This is a genomic window from Streptomyces sp. P9-2B-2 (assembly GCF_030406865.1).
Classification (GTDB): Bacteria; Actinomycetota; Actinomycetes; order Streptomycetales; family Streptomycetaceae; genus Streptomyces; species Streptomyces platensis.
In genome coordinates, this window is the sequence record NZ_CP129126.1 from 411,596 (window position 1) to 428,631 (window position 17,036).

11 protein-coding genes and 5 pseudogenes are annotated in these 17,036 nt (G+C 66.3%); 7 read left to right on the top strand and 9 right to left on the bottom strand.

What is annotated here, in order from left to right; all coding sequences use genetic code 11:
- Positions 1–9 precede the first annotated feature (9 nt).
- The 5 genes from QT196_RS01935 to QT196_RS01955 all read left to right on the top strand — a co-directional run bounded on the left by QT196_RS01935 (position 10) and on the right by QT196_RS01955 (position 3,556).
- Entirely contained in the window at positions 10–288 is a 279-nt protein-coding gene (locus QT196_RS01935) for a hypothetical protein (RefSeq protein WP_168476969.1), read from the top strand.
- 133 nt (positions 289–421) lie between these two features.
- Entirely contained in the window at positions 422–1,216 is a 795-nt protein-coding gene (locus QT196_RS01940) for a hypothetical protein (RefSeq protein WP_266735405.1), read from the top strand.
- Between the two features lie 44 nt (positions 1,217–1,260).
- Positions 1,261–1,563: a hypothetical protein gene (locus QT196_RS01945; protein WP_168476973.1), complete on the top strand. Its 303-nt coding sequence runs from the start codon at positions 1,261–1,263 to the stop codon at positions 1,561–1,563.
- Entirely contained in the window at positions 1,560–2,867 is a 1,308-nt protein-coding gene (locus tag QT196_RS01950) for a putative T7SS-secreted protein (protein WP_290354181.1), read from the top strand. The genes QT196_RS01945 and QT196_RS01950 overlap by 4 nt, the downstream gene beginning before the upstream one ends.
- Entirely contained in the window at positions 2,867–3,556 is a 690-nt protein-coding gene (locus QT196_RS01955; protein ID WP_168476977.1) for a hypothetical protein, read from the top strand. The genes QT196_RS01950 and QT196_RS01955 overlap by 1 nt, the downstream gene beginning before the upstream one ends.
- A gap of 809 nt (positions 3,557–4,365) precedes the next feature.
- Here QT196_RS01955 and QT196_RS01960 read toward each other — a convergent pair.
- Positions 4,366–4,497 (bottom strand): annotated as a pseudogene (locus QT196_RS01960) (flavin reductase family protein); the annotation flags it as partial.
- A 293-nt stretch (positions 4,498–4,790) separates the two neighbouring features.
- Here QT196_RS01960 and QT196_RS01965 point away from each other — a divergent pair.
- Positions 4,791–4,975: pseudogene (locus tag QT196_RS01965) on the top strand (IS5/IS1182 family transposase); the annotation flags it as partial.
- A gap of 476 nt (positions 4,976–5,451) precedes the next feature.
- Here the strand turns inward: QT196_RS01965 and QT196_RS01970 are convergent.
- The 7 genes and pseudogenes from QT196_RS01970 to QT196_RS02000 all read right to left on the bottom strand — a co-directional run.
- The gene (locus QT196_RS01970; protein WP_168476979.1) at positions 5,452–6,690 is read right to left on the bottom strand and encodes an IPT/TIG domain-containing protein; all 1,239 of its coding nucleotides are present in this window, start codon (positions 6,688–6,690) and stop codon (positions 5,452–5,454) included.
- Between the two features lie 669 nt (positions 6,691–7,359).
- Positions 7,360–8,100: pseudogene (locus QT196_RS01975) on the bottom strand (IPT/TIG domain-containing protein); the annotation flags it as partial.
- Between the two features lie 135 nt (positions 8,101–8,235).
- A complete protein-coding gene (locus QT196_RS01980) occupies positions 8,236–8,928 on the bottom strand; it encodes a hypothetical protein (RefSeq protein ID WP_290354182.1) in 693 nt (230 codons plus the stop codon).
- 732 nt (positions 8,929–9,660) lie between these two features.
- Entirely contained in the window at positions 9,661–11,268 is a 1,608-nt protein-coding gene (locus tag QT196_RS01985; protein ID WP_290354183.1) for an IPT/TIG domain-containing protein, read from the bottom strand.
- A gap of 325 nt (positions 11,269–11,593) precedes the next feature.
- Entirely contained in the window at positions 11,594–13,222 is a 1,629-nt protein-coding gene (locus QT196_RS01990) for an ISAzo13 family transposase (RefSeq protein ID WP_168476530.1), read from the bottom strand.
- Between the two features lie 71 nt (positions 13,223–13,293).
- Positions 13,294–14,922 carry an ISAzo13 family transposase gene (locus QT196_RS01995; RefSeq protein WP_290354142.1) on the bottom strand — a complete coding sequence of 543 codons (1,629 nt, stop codon included), beginning with the start codon at positions 14,920–14,922 and terminating at the stop codon, positions 13,294–13,296.
- Positions 14,923–15,114: 192 nt separating this feature from the next.
- Positions 15,115–15,538 (bottom strand): annotated as a pseudogene (locus QT196_RS02000) (transposase family protein); the annotation flags it as partial.
- Here QT196_RS02000 and QT196_RS02005 point away from each other — a divergent pair.
- On the top strand, positions 15,522–15,740 hold the full coding sequence (locus QT196_RS02005; RefSeq protein WP_266735393.1) for a hypothetical protein: 219 nt from the start codon (positions 15,522–15,524) through the stop codon (positions 15,738–15,740). The pseudogene QT196_RS02000 and the gene QT196_RS02005 sit on opposite strands and share 17 nt — an antisense overlap.
- Before the next feature lie 406 nt (positions 15,741–16,146).
- Here the strand turns inward: QT196_RS02005 and QT196_RS02010 are convergent.
- Positions 16,147–16,278 (bottom strand): annotated as a pseudogene (locus QT196_RS02010) (flavin reductase family protein); the annotation flags it as partial.
- Positions 16,279–17,036: the final 758 nt, after the last annotated feature.

Below are 17,036 nucleotides of genomic sequence, written 5' to 3' on the forward strand. Positions count from 1 at the left end.
GTGCATGGTGTGAGCACCGGCTCCGGGCTCTTCGGCACCACTCAGGTGGAGAACCCGGCCGAGTTGCGGACGGCAGGCAATGGCGCGCTGGCGCTGGGTGGGGATCTGCACTCCAAATTCCGGATCTCCGACGATGACGCCATGATCGGGGCATCGGTCTCCCTTGGCGGTGAGTTCTGGTCGGGCCGGCTGGGCTCGGAGATGACCAACATGATGGAGCTGCGGGACCAGCAGTCCGGAGAGGCAGTGAAGTGCACCCGGCAGCCTGAAGAGCAGCGCTGCCCGTGAGCGCCGGGCAGGGCGCAAGGTGTCAGCCGTTCTTTGCCGCAGCAACTTGTTCTCGAGATGTTTCCGCCAGGGCGATCCTGGTGCAGTTCTGTAGCGAAAGCCGGGCGTTGCCGGCGCGGCTAAAGGGGTGGGAGTGAGTCAGATATTCCTTGCTGTCGACCAGTGGGCGGCCCCACCAGGCGGACACACCGATCCCAGCTTTCTGAAATGGGTGACAGTCGGCCTCGGAGTGTTGTTGCTGTTGGGTGCCTTCGCTTCCTGGGACACGCGCAGGCAGCGCCGGAACGTTCCGCCGGAGCGGCGTGTCGAAGAATTGCGGCATGATTTGCGTTCAGGGACCCCAAATATCCGGGGGCATATTCGAATCGATCCGTCCAGCTATCCGGGTACGTCCGTCGGGCAGGCTGAGGACATCGCACGTGAAGAGGGGTTCCTGCGGCAGTCTCATGGAGCAAGGGGGCAGTGGCTCTTCTATCGTTTGGGCACGCAGCCAGGTTCATCGACGGATTCGGATGTGCGGGGTGGCCCCGCTCTTGAGGTCGTACGAGAGAATGCGGCGGCTCAGCGCACGGCCCGTTGGATCCGTGAACGCGAAGGAATTGACCCTCTGGACGAAGCCACCCTGGAAGCGGCGGAAAGGGGATTGCTGCGATCCCGCGCCAAGAGCGAACGGGCCATCGTGGGCGCGGCCCTGGCCATGCTGGCCGGCCTGTCGGCAGAAGGAATCGCAGGGATCGCCTGGGGCTTCTGGCTTCCTTATGCCGTTCTCCAGGTGTGCGCCGTGGCGCTAATGATTCTGAGTATCCGGTTGATCACGCGGTCCCGGCGGCTGCGCAAGGAAGGAAACCGGTTGCACGGTAAGGCTGTCGCTGCCTACTGGGAGGCCGTCGCCGCACGTGAGAACCAGCAGAAGAAACCAGGCCAGTAGAACCGTACGAGAAGAAGCGCGTCAATCGAACAGTAGGGGGAGGCATGGCGGATTTCACGACCGACCTGGCTCAGCTGCGAAATCTGAAGAAGAAGCTGGAAGACAGTGAAAGTCAGCTGGAAGAGGCTCTGCGCAGGATGAAGGACACGGGCCCGAAGAATCTCGGGAAGCGGTCGCTCGACAAGGCATGCGAAGACTTCGAGGGCGACTGGGAGCACGGACTGAAGGAAACGAAGAAGCGACTGAAGACGCTCAACGAGGCATTGCCGGCCATCCTCAAGGCGTATGAGAAGACCGAAGAGGAGATCAAGAGCGGGTTCGCGAAGGCCGGAGGGGGAGCGAAGTGAGCGACGACTGGAGCGGACTGGGATGGAACCCGACTCCGGGCCACCCCCATTTGGCGACCAACCTTGCCGACAGCCTCAAGGCGACCGCAGAAACCCTCCAGAGTACCTATAACCTTCTGGACTCCTTGGACAAGGAAAGCTCCTACTGGACCGGAGAAGCGGCCAAGGCATTTGCCGAGAAAGTGACGGATCTTCCCGATTACCTTAAGCGTGCCTATGACTCGCTCAAAGCCGCGGGTGGTGAACTGGGAAAGTGGAGCGACGCGCTGCACGACATGAAGGTGAAAGCTAACAACTTCGAAGAAGACGCCAAGGACGCGAGGAAAAATTCTGAAAACGCTGAGCAACAGTACGAGACGGCCCGAACCCACCCCGATCTGAGGCTGGCGGGGCAGATTTTCGAGACCAAGACCGAACTCGACGGTGCCCAACGCCGCCTTGATATCGCCCAGGGCCGCGTGGACAGTGCATCAAAGGCATTGGACCACGCGAGCACCAAGCTGCAGGATCTCATCGACGACGCGAAGAAGCTGGAAAGTCACCACGGTGATACCGCGCAGGACTTCGCCGACCAGATACGCAAGCACTCCAGCGACCACGCGCCAGGGGGCGGATTCTGGGACACAGTTGGGGACTGGTGGGACGAGCACGGGGGCGACCTGCTGACCATCGCGGCCACGGTTGCCGGCATCGCCGCCATCTTCGTCCCGGTGCTCGCACCGCTCGCCATCGGTCTCAGCCTGGCTGCGGCAGCCCAACACGCCAACCAGTACGTTAAGAGCGGCAAGGACATGTTCCCGCCGACGTCGAAGAACATCAGTGAATGGGCAACCCTCGGCGGAGACGTGCTCGGCGCGGTCCCCGGCGTCGGCCCGGCCGTAAGGGGGGCCAAGGCGGCCATCGGTGCGGGGCGCGCAGGTTTCGGCGCGGCACGTGGCGCCGGCGCGGTGGCGAAGACTGCTACAACCGTCTCGCAGGCAGCGAAATCCGGCGCCGTGCACTTCAAGGATTTCGCCAAAGCAGCAAGCCCCTCGAATCGCGTCATAGGGACACCGGTTGAATGGGCAGCCAAGAAACTCGGTTCGTCACAAGGGGCTGCTGAGATGGCCGCTGACGTGACACAGGCAGTCGTGACCGGGGGTCTCGCAGTCCCCACCGCCCAGACCCTGGATATGGGTTGGACTCACAGCGACAGCACTACCGACAGAGCAACGCAGGGCACGGAAATGAACGATGGCATCGTCGGTGCCGGTATGGCAGTTGATCCACTGAAAAAGATTTTTTCCGTCGCTAAGGGCCTGTGATGATGCAAGAAGCCGTGACTCCAGGATCCGCCGGCCTCCTGCCGATGTGGTACACGCTCCCCGAAGGCTTCCACCCCATCGATGTCTCGGGAGATGCCGCGGCGCGTATGGATGGCAACTACGACGCGCTCGCCCAGATCTGTCCCTCGGCAACCCAAAGACAGCTCATCACCAGCGTCTTCAGCTTCGAAGCCGCACTGAGCAAGCTGGCCGAGGACGGGCTGGTCCACTTAAGCTCCTTCACTCTCTGCACGGACGACGATCTGCTCCTTACCGGAACCTGCCAGATCTCCGTGGCCGACCGACCGCCGGGAGACCCCAACCTCTTTGCCCGCAGCGTGCTTGACGCCCATCCAGATGGCGGCACCAGTCTGCAAAAAGGCGTCATCGAGCTTCCCGCAGGAATCGCTGCGGTCGTGGTGTCAGACGCCGTGGTACCGGTGCCAGGAGCATTCTTCGGAGTCCCGACAGACGGAGCCGCCGAAGTGCTCTCCGTCAGTTTCCAGATGGCATTCCCCCGCACGCCCCAAGCAGTAGCGGTCACATTGTCCACGGAGGAACTCGGGGCTCAGGAAGAATTCCTGGAGCTGGCGACTGTGGTGGCCGGCGGTATCTCCTTCAGTGCCCCACAGCACCCGAGCACTCTGGCCGAGGAGAACACCGCAGCCGCAGCGTCGCCTTTCGGATGAGCAGCAGTACCGGAAGGCGACGCCTGGAACCGACGAAAGTCGAGTCTAGAGGCGGTCCGCCGTCACCCGGCGGTCCGCCTCTAGGCTCGCGATTGTGCCCACTCGACGTCTCAGACCGTGAGCGCCTCCCTGCCCCCCGGGGACGCCGAGCTCGACTTCGCCGCCACGGCCGAGGCGTTCCAGAGGGCGCAGCAGAGGCTCGTGTACGAGGTGTTCTGCGCCGGTCGGGCCAAATCGGCTGACGAGACGGCTGATCCGACGCAGCCGACGTGCTGAGCACCTCGGACCCGTACGCCTTGAAGGTTGGACTCCGGCCGTGCATCAGGCAGAGCGCGAACCGGGCCACACCGAGCTCGCTGAGCTCGGCGTGGTCGGTCCACATGCGCGGACGCCTGGCCGCGCTCTCACACAGATATCACCGACTGGGCGGACTCCCCCAGACACAAGGCTCTGACCTGGAGTTAAGCGCCTGCCATGGGCCTGCTGGACGCCCCTGGACGATCGTTACGACCTGTGCCAGGTGGGACCGTCAGCTCGGAGCGGGCGGGCTACGGCCAATCCAACAGAGCCGCACCCCCAAGGTCTGCATCAGTCAAGATCCGGACCATTTCCCGGGCCGCAGGCCAGGCAAGATCCCCACGGCTGCCATATTCGCAGGTCAGCGAGCCGCTTGCGCTGTACCACCAGCAGACGAAGAACCTCCTGTGAGTGGCTCGCCGAGGCGCGCGGCTCCCTGCCAGTTCCTTGCCGGAGCGCTCTGACCTGCGCTAACGTCCCCCGGACCGATACCACTTTCCTCGGAACTTCGCAGGCGCGAGATTGTGCGTTCCGTCCGCCGATGTGGTGGATACCCAGGCGATGGGCCGCGGCACCACAGTGGCGGTCAGCAGCTTGTAGAACTCGTTGCGGGACATGGCAGCGGGATCGAAGTCAATGCGCATGGTGATCAGTATCCAGGTGTGTGGCCGCGGACCGTACAGCGGATCCACGGCATCACCAAACCCTTGAGCCCGGCGGAAAGTGCCCGGTATCGGAGCCACCGAGCACCAGGAACCGACACCGTGCCCACAGCAGCTCCCACCACCGTCTGGGAGGACTTCGAGGTCCCCGCTCATGCCCGCGGCGGCCAGGTCACCCTCTACCTCCACGACCACCATGCGGCCTACGCCCCCAAGCGCCCGGGTGCTTACTTGCGCATCTCCTCCGACCGCTTCGGTTCGAAGCCGGCGTGGACCGCCAGCTCGAAGAGGAAGCCGGCGTGTGGACCGAACCCCAGCAGGTCCTGTGGGCCGGTTGCGGGCGGCGAACCGGCTGGACTTCTGCCGCGCCACGATCGATGCCTCGCCCGTGCATGCCAAGCGAGGGCGAAGGCACCCAAGGGTCAGCCCGGGTGACCGGGGAGGTCCGGGCTCCAAGCACCGACGGCGGCGGCATCCCGCCGGGGGTGTCACTTCCACGGGCCACACCGCTTGCAAGTCCGTGGAAAGCACGCGACGACATCCACGACGTCCTCCCCCAGCTCGCCCCCTGCACGCTCCGCCCGCAGTCACCCGGCTTCCTGAAGGACTCCTTACCTCCTGGCTCCCGAACGGACTCCGCAGTTCCCCTCCGAGGGCTGACATGAGTGCATTCGCAGCTGCCCCCGTGCAGTCGGCCAGCGCCACCCGCCGCTGCGTCACCCACACCAGTACATCCGCCGCGGGTAGCTCCCTCCTGCGACTGCCCCATCCTCCGGAGACGAGGAGGCCACCGCTGCGCGGCACCCGGAATCGGTCACGTGGCAGACGATCACCTGCCAAGGGTCACGCCCCGACTGGCCCCAGCGCCCCGTTCAAGCCCATGCCCACCACGTGACCACCAACTCCGGCGTGGACACGGCTCCTTGGACTCCACCGTCAGGCGTAGGTGAAGCGCACAGGGTTGCTGGTGCCGGTGGGGGTGGTAACGGTGACGCGCACGGTTCCGTTCCCGGGCGGAACGACAGCGAGGAGGACGTTGTCGGACAGAACGGTGAAGTCGTCCGCCGGGTGGCTGCCGAAAGCGACGGTCCTCGCGCGGTTGACCTTGCAGCCGAAGATGACGACGGTGTCGCCGGGACGGGCACTCTGCGGTGTCACGGCCACGAGCCTGGGCGGCAGCGAGGCGCTGTAGGTGAACGACACCCCGTTGCTGGTACCGCCGGGAGTGGTGACCGTCACCGGCACCGTCCCGGTCCCGGGCGGAGTGGTGATCCCGATGATGGTGTCGGAGGCGACCGTGAAGCCGGCCGCTGCGATACCACCGAAGTCGACCGTCGTGGCACCGGTGAACCCGGAGCCCACGGCGATGATGTCGCTGCCACCGGCCGGATCCCCCGCCTGCGGGGCAATCGCCTTGATGACCGGGGCCGAGACGTAGGTGAAGCGCACGGGGTTGCTGGTGCCGGCGGGGGTGGTGACGGTCACGGGCACCGTTCCGTCTCCGGGCGGGACGACGGCGAGAACGACGTTGTCGGACAGAACGGTGAAGCTTTCCGCCGGGTGGCCGCCGAAAGCGACCCTCATCGCGCGGTTGACCTTGCAGCCGAAGATGACGACGGTGCGGCCAGGGCGGGCGCTCCTCGGTGTCACGGCCACGAGCCTGGGCGGCAGCGAGGCGCTGTAGGTGAACGACACCCCGTTGCTGGTACCGCCGGGAGTGGTGACCGTCACTGGCACCGTCCCGGTCCCGGGCGGAGTGGTGATCCCGATGATGGTGTCGGAGGCGACCGTGAAGCCGGCCGCTGCGATACCACCGAAGTCGACCGTCGTGGCACCGGTGAATCCGGAGCCCATGGCGATGATGTCGCTGCCACCGGCCGGATCGCCCGCCTGGGGGGCAATCGCCTCGATGACCGGTAATCCCGCTGATCCGTAGGAGTACGTGAGACTGTTGCTGGCGCCGTCGGCGGTGACAACGGCCACCGGAACGCTTCCGCTTCCGGGCGGCGCGACAGCCGTGATCGTGGTGTCGGAGGTGACGGTGAAGCCAGCGGCCGAGACAGCGCCGAAGGTGACATCGCTGGTAGCGGCGAGCCCACAGCCGCTGATGGCGACGGTATTGCCGCCGGCGGCTGGTCCTGTGCTCGGGTGGAGAGCGTTGATGAGGGCAGACATGCCACAGCCTTCTTTCCTTCGTGGGCGATCAGTTCGCGCGCAGGTCAGCCGGCCTGCGCCAAGAAGCCGGCCGGGTCGACATCGCGAGGCAACAGGTCGTCAGATGAAGGCGGAACGCAAGCGATTGCGAAGCGGCCTCAATCAATTGAACTGAACCTGTCCATGCGAAGGGAAGGAGTGAGTTCACACGTCATGAAGCATACGTGGTGAGTATTTTTATCTTATGACGAGACGGGGCGCTCGCCGCTCCTCCCAGCTCTTCCGGCATTTTGACCACCCGGTTCGTCTCGCGCCCTCCGCGCCTGGCTCTTGCCTCCGCCAGATGCAACACCGGCCGATCCCCAGTTGCTGATACGGCAGGAGAAGCCATCGGTGAGAATCAGAGGAGCATCGGTCTCCCTGTGGATTCCCGCACCGTGGACTGGAGCTGGTATTCGGCACAGGCCACCTGCACGTCGAATTAGAAAGACTGGGTAGGCGAGTTGGGATCTTCACGGCCACGGTCCTACGAGCCAGGGCCCGGCCGGCCGCAGAGGAGATGCCCCGGGGCAAGGCTCGTCAGGAGAAGTGAAGTGGGCCCGGGCAGGGTGAGGGGGCACCCCCTGCCCGGGCGGGGTTGTCCGCTCGCCTGGTGGCACAGGTCAGGCCGTGAGCGGCTCAGGTGAGGGGTCAGATGCCAGGTCCAGCCACGTAGGTGAAGCCACCGGTGACGGTGGCGCTGCCCCCGGTGGTGGTCACGGTGACGTTGGCGGGACCGGGAGCGCCGTCCGGCGTGGGCGGGGTGACGACGGACAGCGTGGTGTCGTTGATGACGGAGAACGGTGCGGGCGTGGCTCCGAAGGTGACCGACTGGGTGGTGGTGAAGTTGGTGCCGGTGATGGTGACCGCGGTTCCGCCGGACGCCGGACCGGAGTTGGGGTTGATCGTGCCGACGGTGGGTGCGTCGACGTAGGTGTAGGTCAGACCGTTGTTGGTGCCTCCGGCGGTGGTGACGCTGACGCCCACCGGTCCGGCCGCCGCGCCCGCCGGTACGGTGACGGTCAGCTGGCCGTCGTTGATCACGGTCGGGGTCGCGGTGGCGGCGCCGAAGTGCACCGCGGTGGCGGTGCTCAGGCCGGTGCCGTTGATGGTGACGGTGTTACCGCCCGCGGTGACTCCGGACACGGGGGAGATGCCGGACTTGAAGGGCGCGCCGACGTAGAAGAACGACAGCGGGTTGCTGGTACCGCCGGGGGTGGTCACGGTCACCGGAACCGTGCCGGTGCCGGACGGGCTGGTGACGGTCACCGATGTGGGGGTGTTGGCCGTGATGGTGGCTGTCTTGGTGCCGGAGTGCACGGCGGTGGCGCCGCTGAGGCCGGTACCGGTGATGGTGACGGTGGTCCCGCCTCCGGCCGATCCCTGGTTGGGGAGATAGGCATGGTGTTGCCTCCTTCATTGCGGTGTGTGAGTGGGAGAGACGAACCGAGCCGGACGGCTGCTTTCGCCGTCGGCGGTGATGCAGGTTGTCCGGTGGAGCATTCGGTCGATATGTCGACCGAGCCGTCAGGTGCAGCCGATGGTGCTGCCTGACGGAGCACAGTTGTCCGGGGTGTTGCCGCTCACCGTGGTGGTGAACAGGGTCACTCCTCCGGAGTTGACGTAGATGCCGCCGCCGCTGGCTGTGGCGGAGTTACCTGTGACCGAACTGGCGGTCAGCGAGACGACGCCGTTGTCGTTGTAGATACCGCCCCCGGCGACGGCGGTGTTGCCGGTGACGGAACTGGTGAGCAGAGAGACGCTGCCGCCCAGGTTCGAGATGCCGCCTCCCGGGAAAGGAGGCACGGCACTACCGCCGCGAACGGTGACCCCGACCAGGCTCAACTGGCCGTTGGTTCCTGGTACGTTCGCCGACCCCTGGACCTGCAGAACCCGGAAGGCCGGCGCGCTCGGGTCACGGGTGATGGTGCCCCCTCCCCCTAGCAGGGTGATGGGAGCCGTGATGGGCGGTAGTCCCACTGGGCCGGTGGGCCCGCTGCCGTGCGCGCTGGTGAGTTGGTAGGTGCAGGACGGAACGAGTGCCAAGGTGTCGCCGCCGGCCGCGTTGGCCGCGTTGATCGCGTTCACCAGCGAGGTTTCGCTGCACAGCACCGGCGTCTGAGCGTGCGCCGTGTTCGGGACTGCGCCCAGCCCCGCGGTCAGCGCCACAATCAGGGCGCAGCCACCGAGGATGGAGCGTAAAGTACGGACAGCTCGCATGACGTCCCCAAAAAGAGGTGACGTGAGCCGCCGCACCACCCGTTGCCGGCAAGCGGCACAGGACGATGCCTTCACTCCTCCGAGCGGAAAGGCTCCACCGCGGCGCCAGAGCTGCGCCACCGCCCGACTCTCAACTGGGGTCAGCCAAGGTAGGCCAGCTGCCCTCCCCCGAGAGGATGGGCTGCCCACCTGGATTGGATGGCATCAGTAACCCATCGGAGTGAGCGGGCCTGCAATGCCCTTGACGTTTCATCACCCGGATGGCAGAGCGCGCATCAGCCGGGAGACTCAACGCCGAAGGTGACCCGGGCCCCGCCCACCGCCCCTCGATTGCCCCGTCTGTAGGCTGGCCAGGACGCCTGTCCGCGTCGGCCAGTGGCCGCCACCGCCGATCGCCTACAGACAGCGTGTGGACGCGAACCAGTTGTGGGCCATCGGGACTGTCAGCCTCCGACCGGCCCCTCCACGGTGCGGGAGGTTGGCTCGCCGGGCACGCAGGGACGTCATCCCACAAGGGTTGTCCGACTGCCGGTCCTTCGGCGGTCGCAGAGGTGCGCCCGAAGGGCGCCAGCAGGTTGCGCCGACACCGCATTGGCTGCCACGACACGTGCCACGAGAAGAGCGCGGCCAGGCAGGGATCCTCGGCGGCACCATCCCGTCATCTGGACCCCACAGTCCGCTGACAGCACACCTGGGGCAGGAACACGCGATGAGTGGTGCCCTCGGGGTGATTCATGTGTAGAGGTATGCGCCGGTGAGGGTGAGGGTGCCGGCGGCGGTGGTGACGATGACGTCGGCGGGCCCGGGCGCGGAGGCAGGGGGCACGACGACGGACAGGAGGATGTTGGATCCGATGCTGAACTGGGCAACGGTGCCCCTGATGGTGACCATGGCCGTGGTCGCGAGGTTCTGGCCGGTGATGGTGATGACGTTCCCGCCGAGGATGGAGCCGGTGGTGGGCTTGAGGACACCGGCCGTGGGTGGCTCGACGTACCTGTAGGAGAGCGTTCCGGTGGTGAGGCCGCCGGCGGTGGTGACGGTCAGGGGGACGCAGCCGGCGGACACGCCCGGTGGGACGGGCACATCGAGCCGGCTGTCGGAGACGACGACGGGCAGGGCCGGCACAGAGCCGAACAGCACCTGGGAGGCCGTGGCGAGTTGGTCGCCCCTGAGGGTGATCACGTTCCTGCCGGCTGTCGGGCCGGCGCTGGGGGCCAGGGATTGGGCATCGCCACGGGGGTAGTAGACGAATGGTTTGGGGTTGCTGGTGCCGCCCGGAGTGGTGACGGTGACCTGGGCGACACCGACTCCGGGTGGGGTGACCACGACGATCTGGTTGGCTGTGTTGGCCACGGTGACGGCGGGGGTGGTGCCGAACCTGACCGCGCTGGCTCCTGACAGACTGGTGCCGGTGAGTGTCACGATGGTGCCGCCGGCCTGGGGGCCGAGGGTGGGTGACATGGCGTTGAGGGTCTGGATGACGCTGACGGTGTTGGAGCCCTTGTTGGCCACGTAGACGGACAGGCCGTTGGGGGTGATGGCAACTCCGGTGGGCTGGTGGCCGACGGCGATGGTGTCCGTGACGGCATTGGTGCTGGTGTCGATGACACTGACGTTGTCGGACCCGTTGTTGGCCACATAGACCTGCTGGCCGTCGGGGGAGGCCGCCAGGCCCCATGGAGTGCTGCCGACCGGCACGGAGGCGATGGGGCTGCGGGTGGCGGTGTCGATGATGCTGACGGTGTTCGCGGCACTGTTGGCGACGTAGAGGCGGGCGTTGTTCGGGGAGGCAGCCACCCCGAGCGGAGCGGACAGGCCGGTGACGGTGGCCACCACCGACTGGGCGACCGGGTTGATCACGCTGAGGGTGTTGTCCCCCTTGTTGGCCACATATACCTCCAGCCCGGTGGGTGCCACCGCGACACCCATGGGCTGGTCCCCGACGGGGATGGTCGCCATGACGCTGTCGCTGAGCGTGTTGATCACGCTGAGGGTGTCCGAGCCCTGGTTGGCGACGTAGAGGCGCAGCCCGCTGGGGTCGACTTTGATCCCGGCGGGGGTGTTTCCCACGGGGACCGTGCCGACGACCGTGTAGAGGTCCCGCTGCACGACGGTGACGGCGTTGGTGGCGATGTCGGCCACATAGAGGTGGGCGTTGTCCGGGGCGACTGCCACCTCGGCAGGGCCGGGCAGCGGTGCCAGGGCGGTGGCGACCGTGAGCGTTCCGCCGTCCACGACACTGACCGATCCCGAACCGTTGTTGGCGACATAGGCGTTCAGTCCGACAGGACTCACCGCCAGGCCGAGCGGGCTGGCGCCCACCGGGAGAGTCAGCACCACCCTGGGAGTGGCCAAGTCCAGCGAAGCTTCGCCCAGGCTCGGCCGTTGGAGGGGTAAGGCTTTCGGTGTACTCATCATGCACCTGCCATGCGTTGGTCCGAGGTGGTCAAGAGGAAGCCACCAGTGCGGGAAAGCACAATAGGAATCAGTAGAATCTGCGCTACCCCTATCGACTTAATTCCACCATTAGGAACAATTCACCAACAGGTGGCATAGAGGTGAATGACTGCGCTGTGCCCATACGCCCGTCTCCCTGCAGCGTTGAGAACGCGCCGGAGCCGCTGCCCGCGAACTCACTCCCGCACGCCTAAGGGCCTGCCGATCATTAACACGTCGTCTTGATCTTGCTGTTGGGGGCGCTGTCGAGGGCGATGACCTGGGCTTGGAGGGTTGCGAGTGCGGCGGGTGGGGTGGTGGCCGGCGGGACGTTGATGCCGTGTGCTTCGAGTAACTTCTTGATCTTCAGCAGGGTGCGGTGCATGGCAGTCCGGCTGCTGTTGAAGAGCACGGCGAGGGGTTCCGCGGCCAGGTTGACGCGTAGATGGAGCACGGTGGCCACGACCTGGTCGGCGAAGGTGAGGCGGGGTGGGCGTCCGCGGTGGGTGTCTCCTTCCGCAGCCAGGGTTTCGATGAGGTGCTGGAGCTGGTGTGGGGCCAGGCCGGTTAGCGCGGGATCGGACAGCAGTGCCGGCTTCCACTGAGGCGTCGGTGGCTGACCGTTCCGCGCTGCTGGGATAGCCGGGGTCGGCCGGGGATGCACGGCATAGTTCCAGTCGCCGTGGAAGTTGTGCCGGGTCAGCGGCAAGGCCGCCATCTCCGCGTCGCCGACCCCAATACCGGTGGGATAGGTATTGGTGTCCAGCTGGGCCTTCACGCGTAGTCCGGCGCGGGTGGTGGTCGCGGCGATTGATTCGAGGATGACTTCGTGGCTGGTCAGCGGGCGGCCGCGCCAGTTCATGGTGATGTGCGAGAAGAGCCGGTGCTCGATCTTGTTCCACTTCGATGTGCCCGGCGGCAGGTGACAGACCGTGATGGCCAGGCCGGTCTCAGCGGCCAGGCGGGCGAGGTGCAGTTTCCAGGCCCGGGTGCGATAGCCGTTGGAGCCGCCCGCATCGGCGGTGATCAGCAACCGGGAAGCCTGCGGATAAGCGGCCCGACCCTGGTCATGCCACCAGCGGCGGATCGACTCCACCGCGAACGCGGCGGTGTCATGGTCAGTGCCGACGTTCACCCAGCCGGTGTCGGCCGCCAGGTCGTAGATGCCATAGGGGATGGCCTTGCCCAGCTGCGGATCGGCGAAGTCATGCACTCGCACCAGCACCGGATCGCCCGTCGGCCGCCACGAACGGCCCGGATTGCGGAAGTCACCGACCAGCTCCTTCTTCTTCGTGTCCACGCTGATCACCGGCTGGCCGGCATCCCGGTGACCGCGTGCCTGCTCGTTGAGATACCGGAACTGGGTATCCCGGTCGGCATGCTGACTGCCCTCGAGCGTCTTGGCATTGGCCTGCAGCCGGAAGCCCTCCTGCCGTAGCAGGCCGGCGACGGTGTCGGCGCCGACCCGGTGCCCCTGGCGGGTCAGCTCGGCCGCCAGCATGCGGGTCGACTTGGTTGTCCACCGCAACGGCGACATCGGATCCCCGCGCTCGTCCGGCTCGACCAGACTCAACAGAGCAATCCGCAGTCCAGGATCGAGGTCCGCGACGCGTTTGCGCCCGCCGCCCGGCCGCCGCACCCGCCCCACCAGGGATTCGCCCGCCTCCAGGTCGGACATACCCCTGCGGATCGTTGTCTCGCTCACTCCAGCCGCCCGGCCCACGGCCCGGATGCCGCCATGGCCCAGGCTTCGGGCCTCTGCGGCCACCAGCAACCGTCGCTGTCGCTCGTCCAGATGCGGGAACAACACCGCGAACTTCACGGCAAGTTGATCACGAGTCTCGTCCGGGATGCGCATACGCCATCAACGAGCACCAACCTCGAAAGCAACACCTTGATGACCGGCAGGCCCTAAGGGCCTGCCGATCATTAACACGTCGTCTTGATCTTGCTGTTGGGGGCGCTGTCGAGGGCGATGACCTGGGCTTGGAGGGTTGCGAGTGCGGCGGGTGGGGTGGTGGCCGGCGGGACGTTGATGCCGTGTGCTTCGAGTAACTTCTTGATCTTCAGCAGGGTGCGGTGCATGGCAGTCCGGCTGCTGTTGAAGAGCACGGCGAGGGGTTCCGCGGCCAGGTTGACGCGTAGATGGAGCACGGTGGCCACGACCTGGTCGGCGAAGGTGAGGCGGGGTGGGCGTCCGCGGTGGGTGTCTCCTTCCGCAGCCAGGGTTTCGATGAGGTGCTGGAGCTGGTGTGGGGCCAGGCCGGTTAGCGCGGGATCGGACAGCAGTGCCGGCTTCCACTGAGGCGTCGGTGGCTGACCGTTCCGCGCTGCTGGGATAGCCGGGGTCGGCCGGGGATGCACGGCATAGTTCCAGTCGCCGTGGAAGTTGTGCCGGGTCAGCGGCAAGGCCGCCATCTCCGCGTCGCCGACCCCAATACCGGTGGGATAGGTATTGGTGTCCAGCTGGGCCTTCACGCGTAGTCCGGCGCGGGTGGTGGTCGCGGCGATTGATTCGAGGATGACTTCGTGGCTGGTCAGCGGGCGGCCGCGCCAGTTCATGGTGATGTGCGAGAAGAGCCGGTGCTCGATCTTGTTCCACTTCGATGTGCCCGGCGGCAGGTGACAGACCGTGATGGCCAGGCCGGTCTCAGCGGCCAGGCGGGCGAGGTGCAGTTTCCAGGCCCGGGTGCGATAGCCGTTGGAGCCGCCCGCATCGGCGGTGATCAGCAACCGGGAAGCCTGCGGATAAGCGGCCCGACCCTGGTCATGCCACCAGCGGCGGATCGACTCCACCGCGAACGCGGCGGTGTCATGGTCAGTGCCGACGTTCACCCAGCCGGTGTCGGCCGCCAGGTCGTAGATGCCATAGGGGATGGCCTTGCCCAGCTGCGGATCGGCGAAGTCATGCACTCGCACCAGCACCGGATCGCCCGTCGGCCGCCACGAACGGCCCGGATTGCGGAAGTCACCGACCAGCTCCTTCTTCTTCGTGTCCACGCTGATCACCGGCTGGCCGGCATCCCGGTGACCGCGTGCCTGCTCGTTGAGATACCGGAACTGGGCATCCCGGTCGGCATGCTGACTGCCCTCGAGCGTCTTGGCATTGGCCTGCAGCCGGAAGCCCTCCTGCCGTAGCAGGCCGGCGACGGTGTCGGCGCCGACCCGGTGCCCCTGGCGGGTCAGCTCGGCCGCCAGCATGCGGGTCGACTTGGTTGTCCACCGCAACGGCGACATCGGATCCCCGCGCTCGTCCGGCTCGACCAGACTCAACAGAGCAATCCGCAGTCCAGGATCGAGGTCCGCGACGCGTTTGCGCCCGCCGCCCGGCCGCCGCACCCGCCCCACCAGGGATTCGCCCGCCTCCAGGTCGGACATACCCCTGCGGATCGTTGTCTCGCTCACTCCAGCCGCCCGGCCCACGGCCCGGATGCCGCCATGGCCCAGGCTTCGGGCCTCTGCGGCCACCAGCAACCGCCGCTGTCGCTCGTCCAGATGCGGGAACAACACCGCGAACTTCACGGCAAGTTGATCACGAGTCTCGTCCGGGATGCGCATACGCCATCAACGAGCACCAACCTCGAAAGCAACACCTTGATGACCGGCAGGCCCTAAGGGCTGTCCCGTAAAAGATCTCTGAGTGGCCTTGTGTATGTCGGCTGCTGTATAGCCAGGTGGTCTATCCGGCGAGGGCGAGGTTGTGCATCCGTGCAATACCAAGAGCATGGCGTGGTGGACGCCGTCGCCTTTGAGGCGGGTGTCAGCGTCTATGACGACCTGCTGATTGGTGAAGTACCGGTAGTTTTTCGACTGCTCGGCGACAGCGTGATCGCGGGTGGGCACCAGGGTGCCGTCCACGATCAACACGGTGTCCTTGGCATACCGCTTGCGGGGCTGGAGGGCGAGCATCGGCCCGAGGTGATCGATGATCCGGTCCGCCGCCGGCTTGGAAACCCGAACAGTGGGGCCAATTGGCGCATGGTCAGGTTCGTGCGCCAGTAGGCCGCGACCAGCAGTGTCCGGTCCTCCAGCGGCAGGCTCCACGGTCGGCCCTCGCGGACCGCGTCCGCACCCTGTCACCGCAGCACCGTCACCAGCTTGCCGAACTGCCGCGGGCCCAGCCCGGTGAACGGGCTATCCGGGACAGCTCCGAAGCCGTGATCACACCAGCCACAACAAGATCATCCCACTGTGACCGGTTTGCTCAGCCCGGCGACCTCCTGGAGCTCTCGACCGAGTTGGGCACCCAGATCCTCCGGTTGACTCATGTGGAGCGGCGTACCCAAGGCATCAAGTTCATGGGGCGCAATCACCAGGAGGCCCTCTACTCCAGCGGCATGAAGTACGGCGAGCTGGCGCGGTGCTTCCGGCCGTAGACCGTCGCGCGGACTGCCAATGGCAGTTACGGGACAGCCGTCCCGATGCCCAAGGGGCACCCCGGTCATTCCCAGACTCAACTCGGCAACGCGGGGCCTGGTCGACAGAGTTGGCCGCACCCCGCGGAGCGCGTGGTCGGCATCGCGCCGGTGCAGGCTGTCGGTCTCCAGGCCGCTCAGCGAGAGGAGGCGATCTGGTCGGTGCGGTACGACCGGGTGATCTCCCCTAAGACGTTGTAGGCGCCGTCGACCTGCCGGAGCAGTCCGCGGCTCACAGTGCCGCCTCTCATTCAGTCCCCCGTGAGGGTGTCCGCTCCGCTGGGGTGCGAAGAGATGTTCCCGATTGCTGGGCCTCTCCCCTGGGCTAACGTCAGCCCGGCCGATACCACTTTCCTCGGAACTTCGCAGGGGCCAGGTTGTGCGTTCCGTCCGCCGATGTGGTGGAAACCCAGGCGATGGGCCTCGGCACCACCGTGGCGGTCAGCAGCCGGTAGAACTCGTTGCGGGACATGGCAGCGGGGTCGAAGTCAATGCGCATGATGCTCAGTATCCAGGTGCGTGGCCGCGGACCGTACAGGGGATCCACGGCACCACCACAGCTTGCGATCGTTCGGAGCGCAGTGCTGTTTCAAAGTGTGTTGATCTGATACGGCGGCGCATCTCCGCGAAACGCGGATCAGGCCCGATCACCTTGATCGTGGCAGCGGCGAACATCGGTGCATCTCCGCGGACGCGGAGCAGACGACTCCGCGATGACCCCGGTGCGCGCCTTGGTCGGAGCGCCAAGCGGACGAACGCAGGGAGCGCTGCGGGGCTCTTGGCCTCGGGGCAGCTCCGCGTCCGCGGAGATGCCCCGACGAAATCCCAGCGTCAGCGGGCACCTCGGTTTGGCCCGGCCCTCGGTGATCACGTCACGCGGGAAGCGGTTGTAGCGCTTCACATTGCACTGCCCCGTACCCATCCGCAGGTCCTTTTCGCCTCGTCCCTCTGCTCAGCTCCACGTTCCGGGCCACATTGCGCGCCAGTTCGTCCTCTCCAACGACGTGCCCGGGTGGGGCTGTGTGTTGGTCTGTCCGGGTGATAGTCGGGTCAATAGGGTGGTGTTTTATTGGCCATTTCGGGTTAATGGTGGGGACCGTTTTCCGGTGGGTTGCCCATCTCTCCGGGGAGAGATGGGCAACCCCTGCGGTGCGCCGGTGCGTGGTACTTGTCGGTGTGTCCTCTCTCTGTCCCGGTGTGCAAGCGGTGATCCGGTTCGCCTATTCCGGCGCTGTACGACGCGGGCCCCGGTGGGAG

Bases quoted from the DNA above. Each gene is read 5' to 3' on its own strand.
- QT196_RS01945 (WP_168476973.1), top strand. From the start codon at position 1,261: ATGGCGGATTTCACGACCGACCTGGCTCAGCTGCGAAATCTGAAGAAG.
- QT196_RS01955 (WP_168476977.1), top strand. From the start codon at position 2,867: ATGATGCAAGAAGCCGTGACTCCAGGATCCGCCGGCCTCCTGCCGATG.
- QT196_RS01970 (WP_168476979.1), bottom strand. From the start codon at position 6,690: ATGTCTGCCCTCATCAACGCTCTCCACCCGAGCACAGGACCAGCCGCC.
- QT196_RS01980 (WP_290354182.1), bottom strand. From the start codon at position 8,928: ATGCGAGCTGTCCGTACTTTACGCTCCATCCTCGGTGGCTGCGCCCTG.
- QT196_RS01990 (WP_168476530.1), bottom strand. From the start codon at position 13,222: ATGCGCATCCCGGACGAGACTCGTGATCAACTTGCCGTGAAGTTCGCG.
- QT196_RS01995 (WP_290354142.1), bottom strand. From the start codon at position 14,922: ATGCGCATCCCGGACGAGACTCGTGATCAACTTGCCGTGAAGTTCGCG.